The sequence below is a fragment of the Iamia sp. SCSIO 61187 genome, from assembly GCF_019443745.1.
Classification (GTDB): Bacteria; Actinomycetota; Acidimicrobiia; order Acidimicrobiales; family Iamiaceae; genus Iamia.
In genome coordinates, this window is record NZ_CP050948.1 from 4,868,215 (window position 1) to 4,892,876 (window position 24,662).

28 protein-coding genes and 1 pseudogene are annotated in these 24,662 nt (G+C 74.9%); 15 read left to right on the forward strand and 14 right to left on the reverse strand.

Translation table 11 applies throughout. The features are described from left to right. Window positions 1-7 precede the first annotated feature (7 nt). Genes HC251_RS23465 through HC251_RS23475 form a run of 3 tightly spaced genes read right to left on the reverse strand, consistent with a single transcriptional unit; the run spans window position 8 to window position 2,582 of the window. Window positions 8-817: a hypothetical protein gene (locus tag HC251_RS23465; protein ID WP_219943042.1), complete on the reverse strand. Its 810-nt coding sequence runs from the start codon at window positions 815-817 to the stop codon at window positions 8-10. Continuing rightward, window positions 814-2,223: a M28 family peptidase gene (locus tag HC251_RS23470; protein ID WP_219943043.1), complete on the reverse strand. Its 1,410-nt coding sequence runs from the start codon at window positions 2,221-2,223 to the stop codon at window positions 814-816. Before HC251_RS23470 ends, HC251_RS23465 begins: the two co-directional genes overlap by 4 nt. Beyond that, entirely contained in the window at window positions 2,220-2,582 is a 363-nt protein-coding gene (locus HC251_RS23475; protein WP_219943044.1) for a pyridoxamine 5'-phosphate oxidase family protein, read from the reverse strand. The genes HC251_RS23470 and HC251_RS23475 overlap by 4 nt, the downstream gene beginning before the upstream one ends. Window positions 2,583-2,755: 173 nt before the next feature. Between HC251_RS23475 and HC251_RS23480 the strand changes: the two genes are divergently transcribed. Both HC251_RS23480 and HC251_RS23485 read left to right on the forward strand, forming a co-directional pair. Beyond that, on the forward strand, window positions 2,756-3,586 hold the full coding sequence (locus HC251_RS23480) for an SDR family oxidoreductase (RefSeq protein ID WP_219943045.1): 831 nt from the start codon (window positions 2,756-2,758) through the stop codon (window positions 3,584-3,586). Window positions 3,587-4,009: 423 nt separating this feature from the next. Next, window positions 4,010-5,188, forward strand: coding sequence for an HNH endonuclease signature motif containing protein (locus tag HC251_RS23485; protein WP_219943046.1), 1,179 nt, complete (start codon window positions 4,010-4,012; stop codon window positions 5,186-5,188). 117 nt (window positions 5,189-5,305) lie between these two features. Here the strand turns inward: HC251_RS23485 and HC251_RS23490 are convergent, their stop codons facing one another. Further along, window positions 5,306-6,499, reverse strand: coding sequence for a citrate/2-methylcitrate synthase (locus tag HC251_RS23490; RefSeq protein ID WP_219943047.1), 1,194 nt, complete (start codon window positions 6,497-6,499; stop codon window positions 5,306-5,308). Window positions 6,500-6,561: 62 nt separating this feature from the next. Between HC251_RS23490 and HC251_RS23495 the strand changes: the two genes are divergently transcribed. From HC251_RS23495 to HC251_RS23515, 5 genes are all read left to right on the forward strand, one after another. Then, on the forward strand, window positions 6,562-7,659 hold the full coding sequence (locus tag HC251_RS23495) for a DUF2332 domain-containing protein (RefSeq protein WP_219943048.1): 1,098 nt from the start codon (window positions 6,562-6,564) through the stop codon (window positions 7,657-7,659). Between the two features lie 57 nt (window positions 7,660-7,716). Continuing rightward, window positions 7,717-7,989 (forward strand): GlsB/YeaQ/YmgE family stress response membrane protein, encoded by a 273-nt coding sequence (locus tag HC251_RS23500; RefSeq protein WP_219943049.1) that lies wholly within the window; start codon window positions 7,717-7,719, stop codon window positions 7,987-7,989. 82 nt (window positions 7,990-8,071) lie between these two features. Beyond that, entirely contained in the window at window positions 8,072-8,407 is a 336-nt protein-coding gene (locus tag HC251_RS23505) for an STAS domain-containing protein (RefSeq protein ID WP_219943050.1), read from the forward strand. Then, the gene (locus HC251_RS23510; RefSeq protein ID WP_255566539.1) at window positions 8,408-9,166 is read left to right on the forward strand and encodes a sulfite exporter TauE/SafE family protein; all 759 of its coding nucleotides are present in this window, start codon (window positions 8,408-8,410) and stop codon (window positions 9,164-9,166) included. Window positions 9,167-9,195: 29 nt separating this feature from the next. Continuing rightward, a complete protein-coding gene (locus tag HC251_RS23515; RefSeq protein ID WP_219943051.1) occupies window positions 9,196-10,470 on the forward strand; it encodes a sterol desaturase family protein in 1,275 nt (424 codons plus the stop codon). A gap of 54 nt (window positions 10,471-10,524) precedes the next feature. Here the strand turns inward: HC251_RS23515 and HC251_RS23520 are convergent, their stop codons facing one another. The 4 genes from HC251_RS23520 to HC251_RS23535 are packed head-to-tail and all read right to left on the reverse strand — an operon-like array spanning window position 10,525 to window position 13,812. Beyond that, entirely contained in the window at window positions 10,525-10,962 is a 438-nt protein-coding gene (locus HC251_RS23520; protein WP_219943052.1) for a nuclear transport factor 2 family protein, read from the reverse strand. Window positions 10,963-10,966: 4 nt separating this feature from the next. Beyond that, on the reverse strand, window positions 10,967-11,473 hold the full coding sequence (locus tag HC251_RS23525) for a DUF664 domain-containing protein (RefSeq protein WP_219943053.1): 507 nt from the start codon (window positions 11,471-11,473) through the stop codon (window positions 10,967-10,969). 28 nt (window positions 11,474-11,501) lie between these two features. Beyond that, complete coding sequence (locus HC251_RS23530; protein ID WP_219943054.1) at window positions 11,502-13,445, reverse strand: potassium transporter Kup; 1,944 nt, start codon at window positions 13,443-13,445, stop codon at window positions 11,502-11,504. Between the two features lie 46 nt (window positions 13,446-13,491). After that, a complete protein-coding gene (locus tag HC251_RS23535) occupies window positions 13,492-13,812 on the reverse strand; it encodes a hypothetical protein (protein ID WP_219943055.1) in 321 nt (106 codons plus the stop codon). 99 nt (window positions 13,813-13,911) lie between these two features. Between HC251_RS23535 and HC251_RS23540 the strand changes: the two are divergent. Continuing rightward, window positions 13,912-14,544: pseudogene (locus HC251_RS23540) on the forward strand (poly-gamma-glutamate hydrolase family protein); the annotation flags it as partial. Window positions 14,545-14,581: 37 nt separating this feature from the next. Here HC251_RS23540 and HC251_RS23545 read toward each other — a convergent pair. Further along, on the reverse strand, window positions 14,582-15,232 hold the full coding sequence (locus HC251_RS23545; RefSeq protein ID WP_219943057.1) for a TetR/AcrR family transcriptional regulator: 651 nt from the start codon (window positions 15,230-15,232) through the stop codon (window positions 14,582-14,584). Between the two features lie 35 nt (window positions 15,233-15,267). On the opposite strand from HC251_RS23545, the gene HC251_RS23550 reads away from it, so the two are divergent. Genes HC251_RS23550 through HC251_RS23560 form a run of 3 tightly spaced genes read left to right on the forward strand, consistent with a single transcriptional unit; the run spans window position 15,268 to window position 16,798 of the window. After that, complete coding sequence (locus HC251_RS23550; RefSeq protein ID WP_219943058.1) at window positions 15,268-15,768, forward strand: DoxX family protein; 501 nt, start codon at window positions 15,268-15,270, stop codon at window positions 15,766-15,768. Further along, the gene (locus HC251_RS23555) at window positions 15,768-16,094 is read left to right on the forward strand and encodes a multidrug efflux SMR transporter (protein WP_219943059.1); all 327 of its coding nucleotides are present in this window, start codon (window positions 15,768-15,770) and stop codon (window positions 16,092-16,094) included. The genes HC251_RS23550 and HC251_RS23555 overlap by 1 nt, the downstream gene beginning before the upstream one ends. Beyond that, window positions 16,094-16,798: an SDR family NAD(P)-dependent oxidoreductase gene (locus HC251_RS23560; protein ID WP_219943060.1), complete on the forward strand. Its 705-nt coding sequence runs from the start codon at window positions 16,094-16,096 to the stop codon at window positions 16,796-16,798. Before HC251_RS23555 ends, HC251_RS23560 begins: the two co-directional genes overlap by 1 nt. Here HC251_RS23560 and HC251_RS23565 read toward each other — a convergent pair. The 5 genes from HC251_RS23565 to HC251_RS23585 all read right to left on the reverse strand — a co-directional run bounded on the left by HC251_RS23565 (window position 16,732) and on the right by HC251_RS23585 (window position 21,389). Continuing rightward, window positions 16,732-17,232, reverse strand: a complete 501-nt coding sequence (locus tag HC251_RS23565; protein WP_219943061.1) for a GNAT family N-acetyltransferase — start codon at window positions 17,230-17,232, stop codon at window positions 16,732-16,734. The genes HC251_RS23560 and HC251_RS23565 overlap by 67 nt on opposite strands. Window positions 17,233-17,308: 76 nt before the next feature. Then, window positions 17,309-18,454 (reverse strand): DUF1214 domain-containing protein, encoded by a 1,146-nt coding sequence (locus HC251_RS26115; RefSeq protein ID WP_219943062.1) that lies wholly within the window; start codon window positions 18,452-18,454, stop codon window positions 17,309-17,311. Between the two features lie 3 nt (window positions 18,455-18,457). Further along, on the reverse strand, window positions 18,458-19,693 hold the full coding sequence (locus HC251_RS23575; protein ID WP_219943063.1) for a sulfotransferase: 1,236 nt from the start codon (window positions 19,691-19,693) through the stop codon (window positions 18,458-18,460). Window positions 19,694-19,750: 57 nt separating this feature from the next. Continuing rightward, window positions 19,751-20,638, reverse strand: a complete 888-nt coding sequence (locus HC251_RS23580) for an acyl-CoA thioesterase II (protein ID WP_219943064.1) — start codon at window positions 20,636-20,638, stop codon at window positions 19,751-19,753. Window positions 20,639-20,690: 52 nt separating this feature from the next. Continuing rightward, window positions 20,691-21,389, reverse strand: a complete 699-nt coding sequence (locus HC251_RS23585; protein WP_219943065.1) for a TetR/AcrR family transcriptional regulator — start codon at window positions 21,387-21,389, stop codon at window positions 20,691-20,693. 129 nt (window positions 21,390-21,518) lie between these two features. Between HC251_RS23585 and HC251_RS23590 the strand changes: the two genes are divergently transcribed. From HC251_RS23590 to HC251_RS23605, 4 genes are all read left to right on the forward strand, one after another. Further along, complete coding sequence (locus HC251_RS23590; RefSeq protein WP_219943066.1) at window positions 21,519-21,986, forward strand: nitroreductase family deazaflavin-dependent oxidoreductase; 468 nt, start codon at window positions 21,519-21,521, stop codon at window positions 21,984-21,986. A gap of 26 nt (window positions 21,987-22,012) precedes the next feature. After that, a complete protein-coding gene (locus HC251_RS23595) occupies window positions 22,013-22,591 on the forward strand; it encodes a hypothetical protein (protein WP_219943067.1) in 579 nt (192 codons plus the stop codon). An 88-nt stretch (window positions 22,592-22,679) separates the two neighbouring features. Next, window positions 22,680-23,261: a superoxide dismutase gene (locus tag HC251_RS23600; RefSeq protein WP_219943068.1), complete on the forward strand. Its 582-nt coding sequence runs from the start codon at window positions 22,680-22,682 to the stop codon at window positions 23,259-23,261. A 118-nt stretch (window positions 23,262-23,379) separates the two neighbouring features. Next, window positions 23,380-24,654: a multidrug effflux MFS transporter gene (locus HC251_RS23605; RefSeq protein WP_370651320.1), complete on the forward strand. Its 1,275-nt coding sequence runs from the start codon at window positions 23,380-23,382 to the stop codon at window positions 24,652-24,654. Window positions 24,655-24,662: the final 8 nt, after the last annotated feature.

Here is a 24,662-nt window from a genome sequence, read left to right on the forward strand (position 1 = left end):
CGTCGCCTCAGGCCAGGGGGATGCCGGTGCGGGCGGCGAAGCCGGCGGCGGCACCGGCCCAGTCCGGGTGCTCGTCCTGGGCCGTCGTGCCCGCCCCGCCACCACCCGGGGGCGCCCACCGCCATGCGCGCACCGCCGCGCCCCCGGCCTCGTGGACGAAGGCCTCGATCCCGGCCGCGCTCCGCCACACCCGGGCGTAGGGGCGGCCCGGGGCCCCGGTGTGGGTCGTCGAGATGGCGCAGAAGGCAGCCACGTCGCCTCGGTCGACCGGCACGCCCAGCAGGCGGTACTCGAGGGCGATGGGCCAGCGCCCGTTGCGCACCGCGCACCGCCACCGCCCGTCGGGCTCGTCGGTGCGCCGGGCCCACACGCCGTGGTGGACCCGCTCGACCTCGGGCCCGGCCGCCGGGACCACCGACGAGAAGTAGGGGTCGCACAGCAGCCCGTCCACGACGACGAGGGAGTGGACGTCGACGGGCGGTGAGGCGGCGTCGACCCGGCGGATGGCGGCCACGGCGGCGGGCCCACCACCGAGGGTCTCGACGAGGGCGGCCATGAGCGTGGACATGGCCCAGCAGGACCAGCTCACCTCGGGCCGGCCCGCGGCCCGGTCGGCGAGGACGCGCCGGGCGGTGGCCTCGGGGTCGGCGCCGGGCGGCGTGCGCCCGGCGGCGACGGCCTCGAGCTTCGCCGTCGACCCCGACGGCACCGTGGCGGCCAGACCCTCCACCAGGGCGACGCTGCCGGCGTCGGGCTCCCAGCCGACCAGGGCGGCCAGGTCGCGGGCCACGCCGGCGTCGATGCGCCAGGCGCTCACCGCCCGTCGGGCACCACGACCGCGGCGCGCGCCTCGGCGGCGGTCCGCCCGGCCGTGGCCGCGACGATGCGCGCCGCCGCCCGCCCGAAGCGGGTGAGGCTCGGGCGGTGGACCTTGTCGACGGTGTCCACCTCGTCGAACAGGTAGACGGGGGCCGACAGCACGTCGACCACGGGCACGCCGGCGGTGTGGAGCGGGCCGCCGTCGGTCGGCGGGAACTCCCCGAAGACGTCCGGCGGGAGGATCCAGGCCCGCTCGACGTGCTCGTCGCCCAGGGCGGAGGCGACGGTCGCCTCGAGCGCCGGGTCCCGGGAGGTGAACCACCAGACCGCCTCGGGGTCCGCGGTGGCGACCGGGACGCCGTCGACCACCTCGACGGCGGCGGCGGCGTGCTCGAGGTGCACCGCCAGCACCGTCCGATCGAGCAGGGCCCGCTCGCGCTCCAGGAAGCTCCAGATGCCGGCACCACCGGTCATGTGGCCGCCGTTGAGCAGGAACAGCAGGTTGTGCGGGCGGGCCTCGGGGGGCACCGACGCCCACGCCCGGGCCTGGGCCAGCACCAGGGCGATGCCGGTGCCGTCCTCGACCGCGGAGGCCCACGGAGCGTCGTGGTGGGACCCGATGACGACCCACTCGTCGGACGCTCCCGGCAGGGTGCCGATGACGTTGTGGGTGTGGCCGGCGCCGGTCCGGCCGTCGACCTCGAGGCGGCCCCGGACGGGTCCGGCGGCGAGGAGGGCGAGCAGGCGCGCGCCGTCGACCCGGTCGACCCAGGCCGCGGGGAGGGCCCGGTGCTCGGCGTCGTAGGGCACGTAGTACCGCCGGGTCGGCCAGGGCATGCCGACCAGCGCCCCGACGTAGCCGGCGGCACCGCCGGCGATGGCGTCGTCGACCTCGCGCCCCAGCCGGGGCCCGAACGGCAGGAGGTGGTCGGGCACCGGGCCGGGGTCGTGGGCCGGCGTGGCGATGGCCTGCATCCAGGCCGTCGGGAGGGTGGTGAGGTCGACGGCGTCGACGGCGATGGCCCCGCGCACGGCCTCGGTGCCGCCCTCGCCGCCACCCTCGTCACCGTCGCGCCGGAGGAGCACCACGTCGGCCTCGAGGCCGGCGGCAGCGGTGGCGGCGGTGAAGGGCAGGGGGAAGCCGTCGAGCACGACGGTGTCGTCGGGCCGACCCGCGGGCCAGGCGACCAGGCGGGCGGCGCCGTGGTCCCACGCGGGCACGTCGAGGCGGCTGAGGCGCACGTCGAGGCCGGCGGCCCGCATCTCGTCGGCGACCCAGCGCTCGACGGCGTGGCCGGCGGCGCTGCCGGGTCGGCGGATGCCGAAGGCGCACACCTCCTCGACCCACGCCACCAGGTGGTCCTCGCCGGGCAGGGCGGCCAGGACGTCGTCGACGGGGCTCACCCGGGGGGCGCCGTGGGGGACCCGCCTGCGGCCGCCCGGGCCCGGACGCGGTGCAGGATCGCCGACGAGGGCGTGACGACCAGCGCCTCGCCGTCGGCGGACACGGCGGCGGTGCCGTCGACGAGGAGGCTGTGCTTCGGGTCGCCGGCGTCGGCCGGCCACAGCAGGGTGACCGCGGGGTTCTCGGCCACGTTGGCCGAGGTCCGGCGCCCGGCGCCGACGACGAGGGTCCCGTCGACGGGCGTGGGCGCCACCGACACGACGTGCGGGCGCCGCTCCCGCACGGTCACGAGGTAGGGCTGCCCCGTCCGGGTCGCCACCGTCGCGGCGAGGTCCTCGAGCGCGACCGGGATGCTCATGGGCCGATCTTCGCACCTCCGCCGACGACGCCGCCGCACGCCTGGCGCGCCGGGCCGGGTGGTCCCGGCGACGAGGACGGCCCGGAGGTGCAGTGGGTCGCGAGCGGTGACCACGCCGGTCGGGTCGCGGGATCGGATCGCCCGCTGGCGCGTACCGGTGGTAACAAGGGGCGGTGAAGGACTTCCGGGACAGGGTCGCGGCCATCACCGGGGCGGCGTCGGGGATCGGCCGGGCCCTGGCCCTCGACCTGGCCCGGCGGGGGTGCCACCTCGCCCTGTCCGACGTCGACGAGGGCGGTCTGGCCGAGACGGCGCGACGGGCGGCGCCGGCCGGCGTCGAGGTCACGACGGCGTCGGTCGACGTGGCCGAGCGGGCCGCCGTCGACGCGTGGGCGACGCAGGTCGCCGCCGACCACGGGCGGGTGAACCTGATCGTCAACAACGCCGGCGTCGCCCTGGGCGCCACCGTGCAGGGCACCAGCGACGAGGACCTGGCGTGGCTGATGGGCATCAACTTCTGGGGCGTCGTCCACGGCACCACCGCCTTCCTCCCCCACCTCGCGGCGGCGGGCGAGGGCCACGTCGTCAACATCTCCAGCGTGTTCGGGCTGATGGGGATCCCGTCGCAGTCGGCCTACAACGCGGCCAAGTTCGCGGTCCGGGGCTACACCGAGGCGCTGCGGGTCGAGCTCGACATCGAGCGTCGCGGCGTCTCGGCCACCTCGGTCCACCCTGGCGGCATCAAGACCAACATCGCCCGCAACGCCCGCCTCGGCGGGGGCCTCGACGAGCTGGGCCAGGACCCGGCCGAGGCCCGACGGGACCTCGAGAGGCTGTTCATCACCAGCCCCGAGAAGGCCGCCCGCACCATCGTCCGGGCCGTGCAGCTCGACAAGCGACGGGCCCTGGTCGGGCCGGACGCCCTCGCCATCGACCTCCTGGCGAAGCTGCCGCTGGGCCTCACCCAGCGCCTGCTCGCCGCCGGCGCCCGCCAGAGCCGGTGAGCCGACGCTGGGTGCCTGGAGGTCGAGCGGATGGGTGGCCGTCGGACGGTCGGGCGACACCGCGCCCGCGTGGCTGCGCACGGATTGCCTTCGAGGCACGGTGTGCGCGCGGCCGTGCGGGCCATCCGGTTCGTCGACTCTGCAGTCGGTCGTACCGATGGCCGGCCACCGGCGGTGGAGCTGTGGGCTGGCGGAGTGGCACCGTGGGGTTGGGCCGAGCGGTCGGACGGGGTGGCGCCGGTTCGGTCGTGGCGCCGTTTCCGGTGGGCCGCCGTGTGGCGTTCTGAGCGTCTCGTCGTCGTCTGCGGTCCAACCGACCACAACCGACCTGCAGGGCGGTGAAGGGCGCTCAGGAACCGGGAAACCAGGCGATTTCTTGGGTTTCCAGGGTTCGATTCCCGTCTGCCGGGTACCATGGGTGTCATGTTCGAGGCGCTCGCCACCACCATCGATGACCTGGACATCCCGGTCGACGGCGACGCCCTCGAAGAGGCCCTGTTCCTGCGTGATCGCCTCGACGCCAAGATCTCCCAGGCGGTGGGGTCCTTCGAGGCCACCAACGAGCACGACACCGCCGAGGGCTGCCCGACGATGGCCACCTGGCTGCGGGTCAAGGGGCGGACGACCGCCCACGACGCCCAGCGGATGGCCAAGACCGCCGGCCGCCTCGGCCACCTCCCGAGCCTGCAGACGGCGTGGCTCGACGGTTCGCTCTCGGGTGGGCACGTCGCCGCAGTGGTGGCGAACCTGAACGACCGCACCGCACCGCTGTTCCAAGACGACGAGGACAACCTCGTCCGCGTGTTGGGCGAGCTCGACGTCACCGGGGCCGTTGTCGCCATGAAGACCTGGGCGGCGATGGCCAAGGAGACCCTCGACGACGAGCCGTCTGGTGAACCCGACCCGGACCGCTCCGCCCACCTCTCACCCACCCTGTCCGGGGGCCGGCTGGACGCGAACCTCGAACCCGAGGCCTTCCACGCCGCCCAAGCCGCCCTCCGGCTGGTGATGGGTCGCCGCTCCGACGACGACGAGCGCACCCCCACCCAACGCCGTCACGACGGCCTGGCCGAGATCTTCAACCACTTCCTCGACCACCAGTCCGACCACAAGGGCGGACGGCACCGCCCCCACGTCAACATCACCATCGGCTTCGAGGAGCTCACCTCAGGCCGCGGACAAGGGTGCTTCGACGACGGCACCCCCATCACCGCCCACACCGCCCGCCGCCTGGCCTGTGATGCGAACATCCACCGGGTCATCACACGCGCCGATGGCACCGTCCTCGACTACGGCCGCTCCACGCGGACGATCCCGGCCCCGTTGTTCCAGGCGCTGTGCATCAGAGACCGCGGTTGCCGGTTCCCGGGCTGCGACCGACCCGCCCACGTCACCGACGGCCACCACATCGCCGAGTGGATCGCCCACCGAGGACCCACCAACCTCCGCAACCTGGTTCTGCTGTGCCGGTACCACCACGGCGTCGTCCACCGCCCCGGCTGGACCATCGAGCTCCAACCCGACGCGACGGTGATCGTCACCGACCCCCGAGGCCGGAAGCGACGATCCCAGCCCGTCGACCGACGGGCCCTCGCCGCCTGACACGCCGACCACCCGGTGAGCCCGCAACCGTGCGGGCTCACCACCGCGCCACGGAAGGTGCCTGGCACCATCCGTGGCTCTGCTCACCGCGGTGAGCACGGCGAGCCCCGGGCACCCTCAGCGGGGGCCGGTGTAGACGGCGCGGGCCCGGTAGCGGAGGCGGTGGCGGGCCTCCTCGCGGGCGTGGGCGATCCACCCCGCCGTGCGGGCCACGGCGAAGACCACCTCCGCCGCCCCCGCGACCATGTCACCGGCGTCGAGGACGGCGCCGAGGGCCAGGTCGGCGTTGCGCGGGGCGAGGCGCCGTCGCTCCATCTCGGCCACCACGGCCGCCACCGCGGCCCGGCGGGCGGGCGGGGCCACGCCCGGCAGGAGGGCGAGGAGCGGCTCGGTGCGGGGATCGACGGTCTCGTAGACGGCGTGGCCGACGCCGGGCACCCCACCCGCCGTCGTGGCCGCCTCGACCGCCTCCGCCGCGCCCCGCTCGCGGGCGTCGGCGAGCAGGGCCCGCACCGGCTCGGCGGCGGCGCCGTGGAGCGGCCCCGACAAGGTGGCCAGACCGGCGAGGAGGGCCGCCTCGAGCCCGGCCCCGGTGGAGGTCGCCACCCGCACCGCCAGCGTGGAGGTGGCCAGCTCGTGGTCGGCGAAGGCGACGAGGGTGGCGTCGAGCAGGCCCACCGCGGCCGGCGTCGCTCGCCGGGGGCTCACCCGCGCCCAGAGCTGGGCCGCCACCGACCCCCGACGGGGGCCGCTCGGCGGGGGGCCCACGACGGGCAGGGCGGCGACCATGGTGGCGACGAGGGTCCGGGCGTCGTCAGGCGACCGGGACCCGGCGTCGGCCCCGGCCCCGAGGGCGGCCACGGCGACCCGCAGCCGGGCACCGGGGGCGACGTCGTCCGGGAGGCCGGCCTGGGCCGCGACCGCGACCCGCAGCCGGTCGGGGTCCGCCGCCCAGCCCCGCTCGGGCTCGCCCCGGTCGTCGCCGCTCCACAGCCACGCCGCAGTGCGCTCGTAGCTCCACCGGCCGACGAGGTCGCCGACGGGGACGCCGCGGTAGGACAGGCGGCCGGCTGGCTCGAGCCGGGTGATCTCGGTGTCGATGGTGACCTCGAACCGCCCCGGCCGTCGGCCGCGGGCGGTGCGCCGGGCCAGCTCGGCGACCTGGTCGGGGTCGTAGCGGCTGCGGCCGTCCTGGCGCACCGACGTCAGCAGGCCCCGGCTGACGTAGGCGTAGAGGGTCTGGGGCCGCACGCCGAGGCGCTCGCACGCCTGGCGGCTCGTGAGCCACCTCTCGACCGGGACCGTCGCCACCCGGCCAGCCTATTGATCTGGTCAACGTTGACCATCTCGTGGTTCAGGGGGAGGGTGGCGCCGTGGACCTCGCCGCTGCCGACCTGCCCGCCCTCGCCGACCTGTGGCGGTGGTGCGCGACCGAGGACTACACCGACTCGGTCCTGTACCGCGCCATCGCGGCCCGGGTCGCCGACGACCACGAGCTGATCGGCCTCACCGTCGCCGCCGGCCCGCCCCACGCCCAGTTCCCCCACGTGCTCATGGCCGCGGTCCACGAGCTGGTGCTGCTCGGCGCGGCCCCGGACCTGGCCGCGCACTACGGAGGCGACGCGCCGGGCGACCCCTTCCCCGCCTTCCGGGCGACCTGCCTCGCGCACCGCGAGGCCCTCCTCGCCCGCATGGCCACCCGCTTCACCAACACCAACGAGGTGGGCCGCAGCGCGGTGATCGCCCTGGCCCTCGCCCACGTCACCGCGCCCTGGGACGCCTGGGCTCTGGTCGAGGGGGGCGCCAGCGCCGGCATCAACCTCTGCTACGACCGGTTCCACCTGGACTACGGGCCGGCCGGCACCCTCGGCGACCCCACCTCGAGCGTGCACGTCACCTGCGAGGACCGGGGCGGCGCGCTGGTCGTCCCCGACGCCCTCGCCCTGCCCCGCGAGCGGGTCGGTCTCGACCTCGACCCCGTCGACCTCACCGACGACGACGAGCGGCGCTGGCTGCTCGCCTGCACCTGGCCCGACACCGGCCGGCTGGCCCGCACCGCCGCCGCCCACGAGCTGGTCGCGGCCGACCCGCCCCGGGTCGTGGTCGGAGACGTGGTCACCGACCTGCCCGGCCTCCTCGCCGCCACCGCCCCCGAGCTCCCGGCCGTCGTGCTGACCACCTGGGTGGTGGGCTACCTGACGCCCGACCAGCGGGCGGCGTTCGCCGCCGGCCTGGCCGCGGCCTCGCGGACCCGACCCGTGACGTGGGTGAGCGCCGAGGGTCGCGGTGCTGTCCCGCTCGGTCCCGTCGACCTCGGCCCGCCCGACGGGGGCACCGCGCCCGGCGTGCTCGGAGCCATCTCCTACGCCGCCGGTGACCAGGTGGGCGCCGAGGTCCTCGCCGTGTGCCACCCCCACGGCCGGTGGGTCGACTGGCGGGCGCCGGGCCCGGGTGCGGGCCGAAGTGGTTGAGGCCGGTACCCGGCGGAAGGGAGAGCCGTACCACTCGTCACACCAGGAGCCCCTCCCATGGCCATCATCGGTTTCATCGTCTTCGGTCTGATCGTCGGCGTCCTCGCCCGTCTGATCGTGCCCGGCCGCCAGCACATCAGCCTCCTGATGACCCTGGCCCTCGGCTGCGTCGGCTCCCTCATCGGCGGGGTCGTGGCCAACGCCCTCGGCACCGGCGACATGTGGGAGCTCAACTTCCTCGGGGCCGTCGTGGCCATCATCTCCGCCGCCGTCCTGGTCTTCGCCGTCTCGGCCGGGACCCGTGACCGGACCTCGTCGCTCCGCCACTAGCGGACCCGGGGGCGAACATGACCCCGTCCTGGCGACGGGAGTAGGTTCTCCCGGTCCCCGACCCTCCCCGAGAAGACCCGGCATGACCCTCACGATCACCGTCGATGACCTCCGTCCCGACCTGGTCCTCATCGCCCTCGACGGCGCTGTCGACGCGGCGTCGTCGGGCGAGGTCAAGGCCGCCCTCGAGCCGTTCACGACCCGCAGGGGCGTCATCGTGGTGCTGGACATGGGTTCGCTGGCCTTCATCGACTCGGCCGGCCTGGGCGCCCTGATCGGCGCCCAGCGGCGCCTGCGGGAGCTCGACAGCGAGCTGCGGCTCACCCGGGTGCCGTCCCACGTGGAGAAGATCCTCCACATCACGGCCCTGGACCAGGCGCTGCCCATCCACTCCGTCGAGGACGACGACGACGAGTAGGTGCTGAGCCCCCTCGAGGCGCTCGCCGTCGTCGCCGCCGGCGCCGGGGCGGGCGGCGTCAACGCGGTGATCGGGTCCGGCAGCCTGATCACGTTCCCCACCCTGGTGGCCGTCGGGTACCCGGTGGTCACGGCCAACGTGTCCAACAACATCGGCCTCGTCCCCGGCTCGGTGGCCGGGGCGCTCGGCTACCGCGAGGAGCTGACCGGCCAGGGGACCCGGGCCCGGACGCTCGCCCTGGCCTCGGCCGGCGGGGGCCTCACCGGGGCGGTCGTCCTGCTGGCCCTGCCGTCGGACGTCTTCGACGCCATCGTCCCGGTCCTGGTCCTGCTGGCCTGCGTGCTGATGGCCCTCCAGCCCCGTCTGGCCAGGCAGATCGCGGCGCGCCGGGCTGACGACGCCCCCGACGTGGGCGTGGCCCCGCTGGCCATCGCCTTCGCCGCCGGGATCTACGGCGGCTACTTCGGCGCCGCCCAGGGCGTCATCCTCCTGGCCATGCTGGCGGTGTTCGTCCCCGACGACCTCCAGCGCTCGAACGCCCTGAAGAACGTGCTGGCCGGCACGGTCAACGCCGTGGCCGCGGTGATCTTCATCGTCTTCGCCGACGTGGCGTGGGAGGCGGTGGCCCTGGTGGCGGTGGGCGCCGTGATCGGCGGGGTGGTCGGGTCGCGCCTCGGGCGCAGGATCCCGCCCACCGCCCTACGGGCCGCGGTGATCGTCCTGGGCGTGGGCGTGGCCGTGCGGTTCTTCCTCACCTGACTTCGAGGCCCCGTCAGCCAGCGGCAAGGATGGTCGCACCCCCGAGGGACCACGACCGCGAGGAGGGGACCGCCGTGCTGGACCTGGCCGCTGCCTTCACCCCCGTCTACTTCGCCTCCATGGGGGCCGAGCACCTCTGGCTGAAGCGCACCGCGGCCGCGGGGCGGCCCCGCTCGGCGGGCGACTACGAGCGGCGGGACACGCTCGCCAGCCTCTCCATGGGCGTCGGCAGCCTCGTGGTGCCGGTGGTGCTCGGGAAGGTCCTGCGCCCGGTCACCCCGGGTTCGGGGCGCTGGGGCAAGGTGCTGGTCGGCACGGTCATCGGCGCGGCGGCGGCCACGACCGTCGCCGACGTGATCGCCCGGCGCGACGAGGTGACCGAGGCCGGCGTCGTCCCGGAGCCGGCGGCCTCCGGCGACGAGCCCGTCGCGACCGTCGGTCGCGCGCGGCGCCGGCGGCTCGCCCGCCTGGCCCGCAAGGTGTCGTCCTCGGCGGGGGTCACCGCGGTGGCCGCGGGCATGACCGCCGGGGCGACCACCTGGGCCAGCCGCACCGCCGCCGAGCGCTTCTGGGAGCGCAGCGGGCACCGCCGGGACCTCGGGACCGGTGTCCTGGCCCACGCCGTCGCCATCTTGGGCTGGGACTTCATCTACTACTGGAACCACCGGACGATGCACGAGAGCCGGCAGATGTGGGCCGTCCACGTCGTCCACCACTCGAGCGAGCACTACAACCTCTCGACGGCCCTCCGGCAGCCGGTGGCCGACTCGTTCGGCATCGTCGCCCCCATGGGCGCCCTCAGCCTCCTCGGCGTCCGGCCGCCGCTCATCGAGACCGCACGGGCCGTCAACCTGATCTACCAGTTCTGGATCCACACCGAGACGATCCCGAAGCTGGGGTGGTTCGAAGAGGTGTTCAACACGGCGTCGCACCACCGGGTGCACCACGGCAGCAACCGGAAGTACCTCGACCGCAACCACGGCAGCATCCTCATCATCTGGGACCGCCTGTTCGGGACCTTCCAGCGCGAGGACGACGACGAGCCCGTCGTCTACGGCCTGACCAAGAACATCGGCACGTTCAACCCCGTCCGCATCGCCACCCACGAGCACGTCGACATCCTCCGGGACGTGGCCGGCTCGACCACCTGGTCCGACCGCCTCGGCTTCGTCTTCCGGGGCCCGGGCTGGGCCTACCAGCGCCACACCTCGCCCGACCCCGCCCTCCGCCCCCGCGACGACGGCTCCACGGCCACCGCCCTGGAGGAGGGGCACCCGGCCGAGCCGTTCGCCGGCGTCTCCTAGCGCTGGGCGACGGCAGGACCAGGAGCGTGGGTGACCCGCAGGGGCGGGCCGGGGTCAGAGCTCGAAGGTCAGGTGCCGGTTGAGGTCGCCGGTGAGGGCGACGTGGAAGCGGCGCTCGAGGAACCGCCACGCCCCGTCGGCCTCCGGCGCCACCCGGTCGACGTAGCTGCCGGTGATCATCGGCACGAGGGCGCCGGGGTCGACCGCCTGGAGGACGAGGTAGGACGAGCGGGCGGTGATGACGCCGTCGGCGTCGGGGTCGGCGAGCCAGGTGCCGAGGACGAGGTGCGTCGTGCGGGGCGACCCGTCGTGCAGCCTCGTGATCGACCGGTAGAAGCGGGCGACGGCCTCGCTCCCCCGGGCGAGCTCGGCGCCGTGCTCGTCGCGCAGGCAGCCGTCGGCGAAGAGGGCGCCGACCCCGTCGAAGTCGCCGGCGTCCATGCGCTCGCCGTAGCGGGCCAGCAGGGCCCGGACCCCCTCCCCGGCGTCCACGGCGCTAGAGGTCGAGGAGGCCGCGGACGAACGCGGCCTGGCCGACGTGCTGGGCGCAGTCGTCGACCACGCTGACGAGCCGGACCCCGAGGGTGACCGGCGGGTCCCAGCGCTCGTCCACGACCTCGTCGAGGGCGCTCGGCGTCACCGTCCCGAGGTAGGCCCGGGTCCGGGCCCAGACGGCGTCGTGGTAGCCGGTGACCGCGCCCGGCCCGTCCGGTCGCACCCGGGCGACCTCGTCGGTCGTGTGCCCGTAGCCGACGTCGTCGGGGTCGGGATCGAGCGCGAAGCGACCGGGCCAGTCCGAGCCGACCCACACCTGCTGCTGGTCGAGGAGCTCGGCGAGGTGGTGGTCCTGCACCCGGGTGAGGTGCCAGGTCAGCCACCCGATGGGGTTGGCGCCGGCCGCCGGGCGCCGGGCCAGGTCGGCGGCCGAGAGCCCCTCCACCACGTCGTGCACGAGCGGTGCGATCCGCCCGTAGGACTCGAGCAGCAGGTCGTTGACGTCCACGGGGCCCAGCCTGCCCGATCGGTGGGGCTCAGATCTCGATGGAGCGCGAGATCGTGATGGTCCGGTCGGCCGGGAGGCCGAAGTACATCGCCGCCGGCGTGGCGTTGCGGGTGAGGAACACGAACAGGTGCTCCCGCCAGATCGCCATGCCGGAGCCGGGTGTGGCCCGCACCGCCTCGGCCCCGAGGATGAAGGCCGACGTGGTGGGGTCGATGGCGAGCTTCCGGGCCTGCCCCTCGCGCAGGCCCTGCATCACGTCGGGATCCTCCATGAAGCCGTACCGCAGGATCACCTGGTAGATGCCGTCCCCCAGGTCGGTGACCTCCGAGCGCTTGGCCGGCAGGATGCGGGGCGACAACGCGGTGGCGATCGACAGCACGATCGTCGTCTGGTGCAGGACGTCGTTGTGGCGGACGTTGGCGATGAGCGCCGGCGGGGTGAGCCCGGGCGAGGAGAACAGGTAGACGGCGGTGGCCTCGACCCGCCGGGGTGGGTGCTTGGACCGGCGGAGCCCGTCGACGTAGTCGACGAGGCGGATGTCGTTGCGGTGCATCAGCTCGGCGACGATCGACCGCCCCGTGGACCAGGTCGTCATCAGGGTGAACATGCCGGTCCCGACGAGGATCGGGAACCAGCCGCCGGCCGGGATCTTGAACAGGTTGGCGCCGAAGTAGGCGAGGTCCACGACGAGGAAGGCGCCGCAGAGCGCGATCGCCGCCGGCGCCGCCCACCGGAACCGCTCCCGCAGCACGAAGTAGAAGAGGAGGGCGGTGATCACCATCGTCGAGGTCACGGCCAGCCCGTAGGCGGCGGCCAGGTTGGTCGAGGACCGGAAGCCGATGACCAGGGCGATGCAGGCGATCATCAGCGCCCAGTTGATGACCGGGATGTACACCTGCCCGAAGGCGGCGGCCGAGGTGTGGCGGATCCGGTGGCGGGGGGCGTAGCCCAGCTGGATCGCCTGCATCGTCAGGGAGAACACACCGGAGATCAGCGCCTGCGAGGCGATGATCGTGGCGCAGGTGGCCAGCACGACCATCGGGTACAGGCCCCACTCCGGGGCCAGCCGGAACAGGGGGTTCTCGATGGCGTCGGGCTCGTTCAGGAGGAGCACGCCCTGGCCGTAGTAGCTGATGAGCAGGGCGGGCAGGACCATGACGAACCACGCCATCTGGATGGGCCGGCGCCCGAAGTGGCCCATGTCGGCGTACAGCGCCTCGCCGCCCGTGACGACGAGGAACATCGAGCCCAGGGCCAGGAACCCGGTGAAGGCGTTGGCCTGGAAGTAGTCGATGGCGTACATCGGGTTGATCGCCTTGAAGACCCCGGGCTCCTTGACGATCTGCACCATGCCGAGGAGGGCCAGGACCGAGAACCAGACCACCATCACCGGGCCGAAGATCTTGCCGATGGCGTCGGTGCCGCGGCGCTGGAAGACGAAGATCCCGACCAGGATGGCGACGGCGATCGGGAGCACCGCCGGCTCCAGGTCGGGCGCCTGCACGGTGACGCCCTCCACGGCCGACAGCACCGAGATGGCGGGCGTGATGGCGGCGTCGCCGTACAGCAGGGCCGTCCCGAACAGGCCGAGCAGCAGCAGGGCCTTGCGCCGCCCCTTGGACGTCTCGCCGTCGCGGCGGAGGAGGGCGGTGAGGGCGAGGATGCCGCCCTCACCCTCGTTGTCGGCCCGCATGACGAAGGCCAGGTACTTGATGCTGATCACGATGATCAGCGACCAGGTGATGAGCGACAGCACGCCGTAGACGTTGACCGGGTTGACGTGCAGCTCGTGGCCGTGGCCCTCGAATGTCTCGCGCAGGGCGTACAGCGGGCTGGTGCCGATGTCGCCGAACACGATGCCGAGGGCACCGAGGGCGAGGGCGGGGGTGCCGCCGCCGGGGCCGTGGTGCCCGTGGCGTCCCGACGCACCCTTGTCGGCGGCCTTGGGTTCCGGTGAGGAGGTGGTGGTCATGGCTCTCGTCGGGGTCGAGGCGCCGCAGGCGATCCGCGGGCGCGCGTCAGGCGACGAGGGCGGGCGGACCTCGCAGCGGCGGGGCCCGGCGGCCCACCGTCCTCCCGGGCCGGGCCGCGATCACCCGTCCGACGGCGCCGACGAACCGACCGACGGTCCGACCGATGCGGCGGCGCACGAGGCGGCGGCCGGCCGGCAGGGCGACCTCGGCGGCGACGGGCACGGGGACGTGGGTCCGGGCGTCGTCGGGGGACGGCGCCTGCCGCGCCGACACGGCGAGGAGCGAGAGGTCGGTGGGGCCCGCACCGCACATCCCGCCGACGGCGAGGACGAGCCCGGTGAGCGCGGCGAGCGCGGCCAGCAGCACGCGTGAGCCTCGGGGGCGGGAGGGCGCGAGACACGAGGCCACAGGAGATCCGCACGCTAGCCACACCGGCCCCACCGGGGAACCTCGACGTGGGAGGGTGGACGGGTGGACGTCGAGGCCCTCCTGGCGCTGCCCGGCGTGCACGAGGAGCTGGAGCTCCGGTCCCGGTTCGGGTTCATGGCCTTCCACGGCGGCCAGCTCGAGGAGGTGACCGACGTGGTGGCGTCCCTGGCGGCGACCCTGGCCGGGGCCTCGTACTACGCCATCCTCCACCCCGCCGACGCCCCGCACCTGCCCTCGAGCGGCTTCGGGCGGGACAGCTCGCCCCGCCTGGCCCGCTTCCTCGACCACGTCGAGGTGGTCGTGACGGTGCACGGCTACGGGCGGGTCGGCATGTGGACGTCCCTCCTCGCCGGCGGCTCGAACCGGGTGCTGGCCGCCCACCTCGCCACCCACGTGCGCGCCGCGCTGCCGGACTACGAGGTCGTCGACGATCTCGACGCCATCCCCGCCGAGCTCCGAGGCCTGCACCCCGCCAACCCGGTCAACGTCCCGCCTGGTGGTGGCGTCCAGCTCGAGCTCCCGCCCCGCGTGCGGGGCACCTCGCCGCTGTCGCCGCCGCCCGACCGGGACGGCCTGACGGCTCCGACCCGCGCCCTCGCCGTGGCCCTGGCGAAGGCGGCCGCCGAGTGGGACCTCGACGCCGCCCCGCCCGCCCGCGCCCCGTCCTGAGCGGAGCGGCGCGGGAGCACTGCTGCGGACCCGGGGCCTAGGGCGCTCGGGCCACGGAGTCGGCGACGACGGCGCGGACGGCGGCGACGGTCTCGCGCCGGCGGGTGATCGGCCCGAACGCCAGGTCGTCGCGCAGGTGGCGGTGGAGGTCGGCCGCCAGCAGGCCCAGCACCAGCTCGGCGACGATGTCGGGCTGGCGGCACCCCGCCTCGCGGGCGAGCCCGCTCAGGTGGGTGCCCCAGAAGGCGTAGGCGCCGGTGCCGAACCGGCGCCCGGGGGCGCCGTGGTCGACCTCGACCAGCACCTCGGCCTCGTCCTCGACCATCCGGAGGAAGGCGTCGGCGAAGGCGGCGATGCGCTCCTCGGGCGGAGCGCCGCGGCCGAGGGGCGGGGGGCCGTCCAGGATGGCGCCCTGGAGCCGGTGCTCGACCGCGTCGACGAGGGCCTCGGCCACCCCGCCCCGGCTCCCGAACGCCCGGTACACCGTGCCCTTGCCCACGCCGGCCCGCGCCGCCAGCGCGTCCATCGTCGTGCCCTCCAGGCCCTGCTCGGCCACGAGGGCCCGGGCCGCGTCGAGGAGGCGGGCGCGGTTGCGCTCGGCGTCGGCCCGTCGCGGTCGAGCCGGGCCGGTCCGGAGATCGACCGGAATAGGAGCGGACTGCGGTCCGTTTCTGGAGGCATCATCCACAAGCGGACTGTAGTCCGGATCGAGGAGGTCCTCTGATGGAGGGACTAGACATCGGCATCGCCGGGCTGCGCCTGGTGGTCGGCGCCCTGGTCGTGGGGCACGGGCTGGGCAACCTGTTCGGGTGGTTCGGGGGCTTCGGCCTCGACGGCACCGGCGCCATCTTCGAGCGGCTCGGCCTGCGGCCCGGTCGGGCCCTGGCCGGCGTGGCCGGCGTCGTCGAGCTCGGTGCCGGCGCCCTCCTGGTGGCCGGGCTGGCGACCCCCCTGGCCGGCGCCGCTCTCGTCGGGCTGATGGTCACGACCATCCGCACCGCCCACCGGGGCAAGGGACCGTGGTACTTCAACGGCGGCTGGGAGTACAACGTCACCCTCCTGACCGTCGGCGCCGCCCTCGCCTTCACCGGGCCCGGCGACCTCTCGGTCGACCACGCCCTCGACCTCCGACCCGGCACGACCGGCTGGGGCGTCGCCGCCCTCGTCGTCGGCCTCGCCAGCGGGGTCGGCGCCCTCGCCACCCGGACCGGGGAGGCGCCCTGATGGCCTGGGTCCTGCTCCTGCTCGCCGGCGCCCTCGAGATCGTCTTCGCCGCCAGCCTGGGCGCGTCCGACGGCTTCACCCGACCGGTCCCCAGCCTGGCCGTCGTGCTCTTCGGCGCCGCCGCCGTCGTCGCCCTGTCCCGCACGCTCGCCACCATCCCGGTCGGCACCGCCTACGCCGTGTTCACCGCCATCGGTGCGGTGGGGACGGTGCTGGTGGGCATCGTCGCTCGCGACGAGCCGCTGACGGTCGGGCGGGCGCTGGCGCTGACCGTCGTCATCGCCGGGGTCGTCGGCCTCCGCGCCACCGAGACGGGAGCGACCTGATGCCCACCACCTTCGTCGTCGGCGCCGGACCCGGCATCGGCACCGCCGTGGCCCGCCGCTTCGCCCGCGAGGGGCACGCCGTCGGGCTCCTGGCCCGCTCCGCGGCGACCGTCGACGCCGCCGTCGCCGCCGTCCGGGCCGAGGGCGTCCGGGCGGCCGGCGCCACCGCCGACGTCACCGTCGAGACCGGCCTCGCCGCCGCCCTCGACGAGCTGGTGGCGTCGCTCGGGCCCCCCGACGTCGTGGTCCACAACGCCGCCCTGATCCGGCGCGACACCGTCGGGGAGCTCACCTCGGCCCAGCTCCTGGCCACCTTCGCCGTCAACGTCGGTGGGGCGGTGACCACCGCCGCCCACCTGCTGCCGGCGATGGCCGAGCGGGGCTCGGGCACCTTCGTGGTCACCGGTGGGATGCCTCGCGGCGCCCCCGCCTTCACCTCGCTCTCGCTGGGCAAGGCCGCGGTGCGGGCCCTCGTGGAGCTGCTCGCCGAGCAGCACGGTCCGGCCGGCGTCCACGTCGCCACCGTCACCGTCGCCGGACCGGTGGCGCCGGACAGCGCGTTCGACCCCGACGAGATCGCCGACGCCTTCTGGGACCTCCACCGCGAGCCGGTCGGATCCTGGACCGAGGAGCTCCTCTACGCCGGCCGGGACGGCGTCGTGCCCCCGGCCAGGGTGGTCAGGGCGTCGCCGGTGAGGCGGTAGGTCGTCCACTCGTCCTCGGCGGTGGCGCCCAGGCCCCGGTAGAACCCGATGCTCGGCTCGTTCCAGTCGAGCACCCACCACTCCAGCCGGCGCCAGCCCCGCTCGATGCAGACCCGGGCGAGGGCGGCGAGCAGGTCCCGGCCCAGCCCGGCCCCGCGGTGCTCGGGCCGGACGAACAGGTCCTCGAGCCAGATCCCGTTCCGGCCGGTCCAGGTGGAGAACGACACGAACCAGACGGCCATCCCCACCACCTCGCCGTCGACCTCGGCCACGTGGGCGAAGGCCGTCGGCGTGGCGCTCGGGGGGAACAGGGCGGCGACGAGGTCGCCCTGGGTGGCCTCGACGGCGTCGGGCTCGCGCTCGTAGGCGGCCAGGTCGTGCACCAGCCCCAGGATCGAGGGCACGTCGTCGATGGTCGCCGGTCGCACGGTCACGGCGGCGACGGTAGAGGACCCACCTCCGGGGAACCGGGGACGGATCCGGACGCCCTGGCGCCCGGGATGGTCCCCACTACGGGCGGGGAGGGCTCGGCCCGGCCAGGGAGCCCTCGGGGACGACCTCGGCCGTGGGGGTGGCGATGGGGCCCTCGGCCAGGAAGAACCTCCAGAAGAGGAGGCCGAAGGGCCGCCCCTCGGTGGTGAGCCAGTTGGGCACGCCCGGGTCGCGGTGGGCCAGCACGATCCGCACCGACCCGTCCTCGGCCGCCACCGCCTGGCGTCGGTTCAGGCTGACCCGACCCCGCAGGTAGTCGTAGGTCTGCATCTGGCGGTTCCAGAGCGAGACGCTGGCCAGCCGGCACTCGGGCCACCGCGGCATCGTCACCACCAGCGCCTCGTCGGGGCCGAGGAGGTACGGCGCCATCGAGTAGTGGGCGTCGGCCGCCGCCAGGGCGTGGGTGCCCGGCAGGGTCGGGGCCGGGAACACGTGGGGGACCCGGGACACGAACGCCGGGGGGTCGCCCGCGCCGGGCTTGGCGATGCTCTCGACGGTGCGGCCGCGCACGTAGGTGGCCATGCGGCGGATGGCGGCGGCGACGGTCGCGTCGGTCGGCGCCGCCGTCGCGGCCGGCACGTCGCCGGCCACCAGCTCGAACGAGAGACCGAGGTCGGGCGCCGGCGGGGTGGCCGGGGGCTCGTCGTCCTCCCAGTAGTGGCGCAGGGTGAGGCGGGACGCGTCGTCGGCCAGCGGCAGCCACCCGTGGGGCCCGGACGCGGGCTGGCGGCCACCGACGAGCACGTCGAACGAACCGTCGGGGCCGACGTCGAAGGCGGTGTCGTTGAGCACGCCGACCGTGCCGGTGGGGAAGGCCCCCTCCTCGGCGCCGGCCTCGACGGTGATGGACACGTAGACCGCCCCGCCCGTCCTCCCCCGCAGCCGGTACGTGCCCCGGGGGTCGATGCGGGCGTCGTGGTAGATGGCGTCGGCGTTGTCGCCCAGCGCCTTGCGCCACGGGGTGGTGATCGGGCGCAGGGTCGGGTGGGCGGCGTCCTGCTCCAGCTGGGTCTCGATGCCGGTGCCCAGGTGGTGGAGGAGCACTCGGTACCCCTCGGCCACGTCGGTGGGGTCGGTCAGGCCCCACTCCTCGCCGGCGAAGCGCTCGCCGACCTCGGCGAGCGTGGCCAGCAGCTCGGCCCAGGCGTCCTGGCTCTCGGTCATCGCCTACGCCTCGGGCTCGACGTCGAACTGGGCCATGTACTCGGCCAGGTCGCGGTGGAGGACCTCGGCGTCGAAGCCCCACTCCTCGGCCGTGTAGCGGTGCGTGCCGTGCTTCCCGCGGGGCTTGTCCCGCAGGTAGGCCTCGATCGCCGCCGCGTGCTCGGCGGTCAGCTCCCGGCCGATCCCGGCGTAGGCCCCGGCGACGGCGGCCACCGGATCGGCCATGAGCTCGGCGAAGCGGACGTCACCGAAGGGCGCGCCGAGCGACCCGTCGAGCCGCCGCCGGCCCACGGTGGTGAGGGCGTCGGCGAAGAGCGCCCCGATGAGCGGCGCGACCACGTCGAGCTCGACGTGGTCGGTCCGCAGCCACTGGACCATGGCCACGGTGCTCACCGTCGACGGCATGGTCTTGGCCGGGTCGCGGTGCGTCATGACGATGCAGGCGTCGGGGTAGGCGGCGAGGAGGTCGTCGAGCATCATCAGGTAGCCGGGCGTCTTGAGCAGCCACCGCTGGGGCGGGCGGCCGTGCTGCACGGTCTGGAGGACGACGCGGTGCCAGGCCAGGTCCATGGCCACGTCGGGGACCCAGTCGCCCAGGTCGGTGAGGAGCATGGGCCAGTGGCTGCCGGCGAAGGACGGGGCGCAGAGGGTGATGCACTCGACCGGGAGGTCCGACCGGAGCTCGTGCACCGACGCCATCTCGGGCTGGACGTCGGCCCACAGCTCCTGCTCGCACTCGGTCATGGCCGTGACCTGCTCCGCCGACGTCCCCGGCGGGACCACCGGGTGGATCACGTCGGTGGCGATCGGGGTCCGCAGGCCGGGGTCGAGGCCCAGCAGCTCGAAGAGGATGGTGGTGCCCGACCGGGCCGGGCCGGTGACGACGATCGGTGCCTCGATCACCTCGTCGGCGATGCTCGGATCCCGGCGCCACCGCTCGCCGACCAGGAAGCGGGTGCGCAGGCTGCGCATCAGCTCCTCGCGGGTCAGCATCCGGCCCACGACGTGGAGGGCGCTGCCGTTCACGGCGTCGACGAGCGCCCGGAGGCGGCCCTCCCAGTCCCCGTCGCCGAGGTCCCCCGGGTCGTCGATGCCCGTCGTGAGGCGGGTGTGCTCGAGGAGGTGGTCGGCCACCAGCGGCACCATGCGCGCCGCGCCGCCGACCGCCTCGCCCATGGCGTTCATGCGGCGGACCCAGTCCGGCCTGCTGTACCGCTCGCCCATCGCCCGGATGCCCACGGCGAGAGTCAACCAGGCCCGACGAGCCGCTGCTGACGACCCGTCACATCCGGCCCGTCAGGCGCCCGGACCCTCAGGCGTGGGGAGGAAGGTGAACAGGCAGAGCTGGGTGGCGTAGGCCACGAGGCGGGGCTCGCCCCGGCAGTCGTCGCCCAGGTCCCAGAGCGCCATGTCGACCGAGGCGTACCCGTCGCCGGCCCAGCGGGCCGTGTTGACGCCGAGGATCCACTCCGACCGCCACTCGCCCAGAAGGTGCAGGGTGAGGTCGACGCTGGGCGAGAACCACATCTCGTCGGACGGCCCGACCCGCTCGCCCACCGCCCCGGGCATGGTGTCGGCCACGACCACGGCGGCGAGCGGGTCGATGGTCCCGTCGTCGCGGTAGGGCGGGTCGTCGAAGCGCTGCCACTGGGCCCGGAGGCTGGAGGACCGCGGCGTGGGGTCCCACGGCGGGGTCCCGATGCCGGGCCGGCCCTCGACCTTCTCCTCCCAGAACGGCATGGGGGTGAAGGTGACCTCGGCCTCGGGCGGCGGGTCCCGGAACGACGGGCAGTCGTCGGGGTGGGGCACGCCGTCGGGCACGGCCAGGTCGACGAAGGCGAAGCCGCGGCGGGACCCGCCGAAGATGGCCGTCGTCAGGTGGCCCCGGGCGGTCCCCGGGTTGCGGATCTCGCCCCGGAGGTGCGACATGGAGCGGCCCCGGCGCAGCACCTCGACGTCGATCTCCACCGGGCCGTGGGCGACCTGGGCGGCGAAGGTCGTGTGCAGCGTCCGCAGCGCCTGGGACGGGTCGTCCAGCTCGGCCTCGAGGGCCCGCAGGGCGATGGCGGTGACGACCCCGCCCTGGGGCAGCGGCCGGAGGTTCCAGACCGGGTCGATCTCGCCGGCGTAGCGGCCCTCGGCCACCCGCCGGACCGCTGTCTCCGCCCCGAAGTCGTTGCCCACGGGCCCAGGCTGCCACCCCCACCCCCGGGACCGGCGACGAGATTCCGTGTGGTCAGATCCCGCGAGCGATCAGCCGGGCGGCGCGGCGGGCCTGGTGGGTGAAGAGGTCCTCCGGGGCCTCGATCACCCGGTGCAGGTGGCCGAAGAGCTCGAAGCTGATGCCGCCGAAGACCTGGGTCCAGGCGTAGAGGCTGCGGACCAGGACCTCGTCGGGGATGTCGCGGCCGAGGGAGGTTCGGAGCCGATCCAGGTCGGCCCGCAGGGGCCGGGAGATCGGGGCCGTCCGCATCGGGTCGACCTCCCCGGCGGCCACCGCGTCGGCCACCACGCCGAGGGCGGCGACCGGGGGACGGGCGGCGGCCGGGATCGTGTCGCCCGGGGCCTGGTAGCCGGGCACGGGGCTGCCGTACAGGAGGGCGTACTCGTGGGGGTGGGCGACGGCCCACGCCCGGATCGCCACGGCCACCCGCACCCACCGGGCCTCGAACCCGCCCCGCCGGTCCGCAGCGGCGGCCTCGGCCTCGGCGCCGAGGGCGTCGTAGGCGTCGACCAGCAGGGCGGTCAGCAGCTCGTCGCGGCTGGCGAAGTAGCGGTACACCGCCGACGACACCATGCCCAGCTCGCGGGCGACGGCTCGCAGCGACAGCTCCGACGCACCCACCTCACCCAGCTGGCGACGGCCGGCGGCCTTGATCTCCTCGATCAGCTCGGCCCGGGCCCGAGCGCGAGCGGTGGTCCCGGCCGTCGTCATGCGGCCATCGTAGGCACCGATCCGAGAGCACCGCAACGAAGCGAGAGCAGTGCTCTTGACAAGCGGCACGAAGGCGTCGATGATCAGACGCGAGAGCAGTGCTCTCGCAAATGCGAACGGAGACCCGCCATGACCGCCACCACGCCCGCCACCGACCGCTACCTCGCCCCGACCGGCTGGGCCGACCGGCTGACCAACCGCATCGCCGGCCTCCTCACCCGGCGGGGCGTGAGCCTCGCCGGCAGCCGGGAGCTCCGGGTCGTCGGTCGCACGAGCGGCGAGGTCCGCACGACCGTCGTGAACCTGCTCGAGCTCGACGGCCAGCGCTACCTCGTCGCCCCCCGCGGCCACACCCAGTGGGTCCGCAACCTGCGGGCCGCAGGGACCGGCGAGCTGCGGGTCGGCCGCCGCACCACGCCGTTCCGGGCCACCGAGCTCCCCGACGACGACCGGAAGGTCGCCGTCATCCGGGCCTACCTCGAGCGCTGGGCCTGGGAGGTGGGCCGCTTCTTCGACGGGCTCGACGCCACCTCGCCCGACGACGACCTGCGCGCCGCCGCCCCCGGCTTCCCCGTCTTCCTCGTCGACGAGGCCTGAGCGGCCCCCCTCCCTACCCTGGCCGGGTGCGCCGCCCCGTCCGTGTCCCCTGCGCCACCCGCATGCTCGCCGGCGATCCCCCCTGCGCCACTCGCATGCTCGCCGGCGATCCCTCCCGCGCCACTCGCATGCTCGCCGGCGTGGCCCTCGCGGTGGTCGCGTTGGCGACCGGGTGCGGGCGGGAGCCGTCCTTCCCCGACCGGGTCGCCCGGGTCACGACCGACGGCCGCACCGTCGCCTTCACGCTCGACTCGTGCGGCCTCGACGGGCAGACCGCGTTCCTCGTCGGGCGGGCCGAGTCGGGCGCCACCCTGCAGGCCGTCGTGGGCGTCGAGCCCGACGGCGAGACCGGGGTGCCCGCGTCCAGCGGCATCACCGTCCTCGACTTCGACACCGTGTCCCTGTCCGCCTTCGGCGACGAGGCGTGGGCCCGGCGGGGCGAGACCAGCGACGCGCCGGGATCGATCGAGACGGCCCGCATCCGCGGGGCGCGCATCCAGGCCTCGGGGCGCGCCGCGGTGGTCGACCGGGACGAGGTGCCGACCGGTGACGAGCTCCTCGACATCCGCCTCGACGCCCGCTGCGACGCCGACGAAGAGGGCTGAACGACCACCGGGTCGGCCCGTCGGACCGTGCGACCCGCTGGGTAGAGTCGGCCGAGATCCATCCACGACCTGCAAAGGACCAGCTCCGATGGCCTTCGAGCTCCCCCCTCTCCCCTACGACCTCGACGCGCTGGCGCCCCACATCTCGCGCGAGACGCTCGAGCTCCACCACGGCAAGCACCACAACGCCTACGTGACCAAGCTGAACGAGCTCATCGCCGGCACCCCCGACGAGGACAAGTCGCTGGAGGAGATCATCAAGGCCTCCGACGGCGTGCTGTTCAACCAGGCCGGCCAGCACTGGAACCACAGCTTCTACTGGAACTGCATGACCCCCGGCGGCGGCGGCGAGCCCACCGGCGAGGTGGCCGACAAGATCGGCTCGTCGTTCGGCAGCTACGACGAGTTCAAGAAGCAGTTCACCGAGGCGGCCATGGGCCAGTTCGGGTCCGGCTGGGCGTGGCTCACCGACGACGGCACCGGCGGCCTGGCCATCACCAAGACCCCGAACGCCGATCTGCCGCTCAACCACGACGCCAAGGCGCTGCTGACCATCGACGTGTGGGAGCACGCCTACTACGTCGACTTCCGCAACCGCCGTCCCGACTACATCGAGACCTTCCTCGCCCACCTCGTGAACTGGGACTTCGTCAACCAGAACCTGGGCTGAGGCCCCGGCGGCCACGCCGCCGACCACCAGACGCACGACCGGAGCCGCCCCCAGGGGCGGCTCCGGTCGCGTCCGAACGCCCTGTGGCAGGGGCGGGACCCGTCCGTAGGGTGGATCGATCGCCGCCGCCACCCCCTCCCCCGCACCGCAGACGGCCGCTCCGGAACCGGGACCGGCGCGGCTCGGCCTGGTCCTCCTGCTCGGCGCCATGGTGGCCCTCGGGCCCCTCACCATCGACATGTACCTGCCGGCGCTGCCGGACATCGAGACGGACCTGGGCACGACGGCCGCCGCCGTGCAGCTCACCCTCACCGGCACGCTGGTCGGGCTGGCCCTGGGCCAGCTGGTCGTCGGCCCCCTCTCGGACGCCCTCGGGCGCCGCACCCCGCTCGTCGCCGGGACCCTGCTCCACGTCGCCGCCTCGCTGCTCTGCCTGGTGGCCCCGACGATCGCCGTGCTGGGCGCCCTCCGGGTCGTCCAGGGCGTCGGCGCCGCCGCCACCGCGGTGGTGACGATGGCGATCGTCCGCGACCTCTACTCCGGCGACGCCGCCGCCCTCCTGCTGTCCCGGCTCATGCTCGTCCTGGGCGTGGCCCCGGTGCTGGCCCCGTCGCTGGGCGGCGCCGTGCTGGGGTGGACCTCGTGGCGCGGCGTGTTCGGCATCCTCGCCGTCGTCGGCCTGGTCCTGGCCGTGCTGGGCGCCACCTCCTTACCCGAGACCCTGCCGCCCGAGCGACGGCGGGCCGGCACCCCCGCCAGCATCGGCCGGGCCTACCGGAGCCTCCTCCGCGACCGGACCTTCGTCGGCCTCGTCCTCGTGGCCGGGTTCTCCATGGCGGCCATGTTCTCCTACGTCTCGGGCTCGTCGTTCGTCCTGCAGGACGAGTTCGGCCTGAGCGAGCAGCAGTTCGGCGTCGTGTTCGGCCTGGGCGCCGTGTTCCTGATCGGCGGGACGCAGCTGAGCGCCCGCCTCCTCCGCCGGTGGACGTCAGCCCAGATCCTCCTGCGCGCCCTCGTCGGTGCCGCGGTGGCAGCCGCCGTCCTGGTCGTCGTGGCCGTGGCCGACGTGGGCGGGCTGGTCGGCGTCCTCGTCCCGCTCTGGCTGGTCCTCGGCTTCACCGGGACGGCGATGCCGAGCGCCCCGGCCCTGGCCCTGTCCCGCCACGGCGAGGCCGCCGGCACCGCCGCCGCCCTCCTCGGGGCGGTCCGCTTCGGCGTCGGGGCGGCGGCGGCCCCCTTCGTCGGGATCCTCGGCAACGACGCCGTGGCCATGGGCACGGTGATCCTCGTCGGCATGGTCCTGGCCGTGGCGGCCATGGTCGTGGTCGCCCGCGAGGTCGTGGTCGAGGCCGACACCGACGCCGCCCCGGTCGACCTCGCCGCCATCGACTGACGCGGCCC

Excerpts from the sequence above, each read along its gene's own strand:
- HC251_RS23505 (WP_219943050.1), top strand. The coding sequence starts at position 8,072 with ATGACCCTCACGATCACCGTCGATGACCTCCGTCCCGACCTGGTCCTC.
- HC251_RS23555 (WP_219943059.1), top strand. The coding sequence starts at position 15,768 with ATGGCCTGGGTCCTGCTCCTGCTCGCCGGCGCCCTCGAGATCGTCTTC.
- HC251_RS23590 (WP_219943066.1), top strand. The coding sequence starts at position 21,519 with ATGACCGCCACCACGCCCGCCACCGACCGCTACCTCGCCCCGACCGGC.
- HC251_RS23530 (WP_219943054.1), bottom strand. The coding sequence starts at position 13,445 with ATGACCACCACCTCCTCACCGGAACCCAAGGCCGCCGACAAGGGTGCG.
- HC251_RS26115 (WP_219943062.1), bottom strand. The coding sequence starts at position 18,454 with ATGACCGAGAGCCAGGACGCCTGGGCCGAGCTGCTGGCCACGCTCGCC.
- HC251_RS23585 (WP_219943065.1), bottom strand. The coding sequence starts at position 21,389 with ATGACGACGGCCGGGACCACCGCTCGCGCTCGGGCCCGGGCCGAGCTG.
- HC251_RS23500 (WP_219943049.1), top strand. The coding sequence starts at position 7,717 with ATGGCCATCATCGGTTTCATCGTCTTCGGTCTGATCGTCGGCGTCCTC.
- HC251_RS23485 (WP_219943046.1), top strand. The coding sequence starts at position 4,010 with ATGTTCGAGGCGCTCGCCACCACCATCGATGACCTGGACATCCCGGTC.
- HC251_RS23515 (WP_219943051.1), top strand. The coding sequence starts at position 9,196 with ATGGTCGCACCCCCGAGGGACCACGACCGCGAGGAGGGGACCGCCGTG.
- HC251_RS23550 (WP_219943058.1), top strand. The coding sequence starts at position 15,268 with ATGGAGGGACTAGACATCGGCATCGCCGGGCTGCGCCTGGTGGTCGGC.
- HC251_RS23560 (WP_219943060.1), top strand. The coding sequence starts at position 16,094 with ATGCCCACCACCTTCGTCGTCGGCGCCGGACCCGGCATCGGCACCGCC.
- HC251_RS23475 (WP_219943044.1), bottom strand. The coding sequence starts at position 2,582 with ATGAGCATCCCGGTCGCGCTCGAGGACCTCGCCGCGACGGTGGCGACC.
- HC251_RS23600 (WP_219943068.1), top strand. The coding sequence starts at position 22,680 with ATGGCCTTCGAGCTCCCCCCTCTCCCCTACGACCTCGACGCGCTGGCG.